General features: G+C 38.4%; 2 protein-coding genes. One reads left to right on the top strand and one right to left on the bottom strand.

The window, feature by feature from the left end; genetic code table 11:
* The first annotated feature begins 294 nt into the window (after positions 1 to 294).
* Positions 295 to 528: a hypothetical protein gene (locus F6K13_RS26905; RefSeq protein ID WP_124145926.1), complete on the top strand. Its 234-nt coding sequence runs from the start codon at positions 295 to 297 to the stop codon at positions 526 to 528.
* A gap of 559 nt (positions 529 to 1,087) precedes the next feature.
* Here F6K13_RS26905 and F6K13_RS26900 read toward each other — a convergent pair.
* Positions 1,088 to 2,797: TRAFs-binding domain-containing protein (locus tag F6K13_RS26900; protein ID WP_287288977.1), on the bottom strand; the 1,710-nt coding region annotated here is incomplete at its 5' end.

Here is a 2,797-nt window from a genome sequence, read left to right as displayed (position 1 = left end):
CAACAAAAAAATATTTTATTCTTGCTATTTTTACTATTGTTACTAAATATTATTTATGGTTTAGCTAGTCTACAAATTTATATTACTGGTGCAATTTTATTGCCTTTTTTCTTCCCTAGTTTAACATTTTGGGTTCGTATATTTTTCTATTTAATTAAATCTAAATGAACAATTTAAAAAACATTCACTTAGCTTTAGGGTTAATGGAGTAAAGCCAAATTCTTACTTTCTCAGCCGCCCTCCCAATGACAGTAATATAATTATCAAATAAACAAAAAACTATTAACTAAAAACATGATTGATTCAGAAATACTCAAAAAACTGCAAGGAACATCTATTGAAGAGCGCATTTTTCTCATTGAAGCAATTTTGCAAACAGTTAAAAATGATATGCGTTCAACTTCCTCACAACTACTTTCCTCTGAAGAACACCCCCTGAAAAGAAAAGTCATTCATTATGACGCTCCTTATGAACCTGTAGCTCTAGAAGACTGGAAAACATTAGAGTTGTTGGGAAATAAAAGTTGAACAATGCTCAAAAGCTTACTCTATAAGGCTTTCAAAATTTCGGAACTAAAAAGGCTATAAACTTTGACTGATAAGGGTTTTAGCCATTTTTTTAGCTTAATTCCCAACAACTCTATTAATATGATTATTCTAGACACTCATATCTGGATTTCACGCCGATCCAGCAGACCAAATTATCGTGGCAACAGCTAAAGTTCACGGTTCGTTATTAGTCACTCAAGACCAAAAAATATTGAATTATTTTCAAGGTGGAACGCCATGATCAAAGTAAATGTGGGATAGGCAAACCTGAACAGGTTGAGCGTCGTTGATAATGGTTGTATTCGGGATAGTTGGGTTAAGCGGTAGCGCAACCCAACCTACTGCCGTGTCAAGCTTGAAAATGTGGGTGAAAAACCTAACCCCCCAACCCCCTTCCCTGCAAGGGAAGGGGGAGAAACTACCCTCTCCTCGCAGGAGAGGGGTTGGGGGAGAGGTTCCTAGGTTTTTGCTCCTAATCCACAATTTTAGTCTTGACACGGCACTACAAATAACTTCTGACTTCTGACTTCTGACTTCATTAACCACCCCCACAACGTCGCAGATGATAAGTAGGAAATGTACCATAACCCTTAGCTAAAGAAGTTTGCCCCACATAATCACAAGTAAATTCTTTCACCCCCTCTGAAGCTACCATTGCAGCAAACGCTTGACTTGAATAAACCTTTCCTGGTGGCGTAATAGGTTCAATCCTAGCCGCATAACTCACATGAGTACCACTGTAAGTTGTCATCCCAGTAATCGGGTTAGTGTATTTATAAACCACCCCTGTATGTAACGCTACCCGTAAATTCAAACTTGCGGGCAACCCTACTTTTTCCCAATCTGTACTCTGAACAAGATTGCATATTTCCAAGGCAAATAAACCCGCATCCCTAACATTAGAAAAGACATAATATAAAGCATCTCCCCAAGTATTTTTCATTACTGGTTTATAATCAGACTTTGCCTCAAACTTCGCCACCGCACCGAGAAAATATTCTACAAATAGACTAATCTGATTTTCCTTCAATTTAGAATAACTCTTAACATCTGCAAATAACAACGCCATAATTAACCGATTTTCATCCTCTGGTGCAGAAGTTGGTTGTAGGGGAGTTGGTGGTGTGGATAGTGTATTCAATATCTCTACTTTCTGTGTCATCACAGATTGTAAAATCTGCTGAATATCAATTATTTCCACATTATTGTTCCATTGTCGCCAAAATTCTACAGCTCTTGCTGTACCACCTATTCCACCAATTTGTTGATTCCAAACAGCCATTGGTATAAGTTCTGTATCTAACTGTTCTGCCCGCATTTTTGCCATTCCATAGAGTATCCTATTAGTGTATTCATAGGCAATATTGCTGTGTTCAAGATTATAATGAGTTGGAATAATCACTTCTGTCGCTTTTTCCAAAACTTGCTCAAACCGTTGTCGCCAATTACTATTAGGGATAATATCAATAGAATTTTTGATAAATTGTTCTCGTTCATGGGGCAAAACGATATGAGTCTCCCCCTCCAATTCAGACAAAGCTTCAAGGAACAAAATATCACTACCACAAGCTGCAGAAGCATAACCCAAACGAGCATCTAACTGAATTAGGCGATCGCGAATTGCCTCATAAACCTGTGATTCTATCTCTGGCGGAAATCTAGGTATTGTGCGCCCTGGTTCATCAATCATGTGACCGCTAAATACTACTACCCTAGAAATAGGCAGACAATTTTTAACCCAATTAATATCTCCTTGTCGATATTCTAGGATTAAAGTAGCATTACGACGAGTCGAACTTAAATTCCCAAATTTACCCTTACTTTGCTTCACAGCTTGACCATACCAATCTTCTGCCTCAGAATTTTCCCCTAAAATTAAAGCAGTTTCTCCCAAAGTTGCTAGTAACCAGTAGTCATTCTCGTTCCTCTGGGAAACTGGTGGGAGTTCAGCCAAACATTTTTCCCGTACTTCAACAGCGATCGCCTTTGCTGTTTCAGCATCTCCCATCAACATTGTCATTGTCGCGGCATTTATCCCCGGATAATAATCCCCACTCATTTGATAAGCTTGTTGATATCGTTGAGCTGCCAATGCTATTTGTTGGGTACTTTCCTCTGGAGAGCTTGCTTGCTGCCACAAATCTTTATGAGTCCTGGCTAACAAACAAATAGTTTCCTCGTCATTTTTGCCAGAGTTTACTAACTCTAATAATAAATTATTAGCCCGTTGAGTTGCTCCACTTCGAGA

Source organism: Okeania sp. SIO2B9, assembly GCF_010672505.1.
Taxonomy (GTDB): Bacteria; Cyanobacteriota; Cyanobacteriia; order Cyanobacteriales; family Microcoleaceae; genus Okeania; species Okeania hirsuta.
Note: the sequence above shows the minus strand (reverse complement) of the source record. Positions and strands in the feature narration are given on the sequence as shown.

Excerpts from the sequence above, each read along its gene's own strand:
- F6K13_RS26905 (WP_124145926.1), top strand. The coding sequence starts at position 295 with ATGATTGATTCAGAAATACTCAAAAAACTGCAAGGAACATCTATTGAA.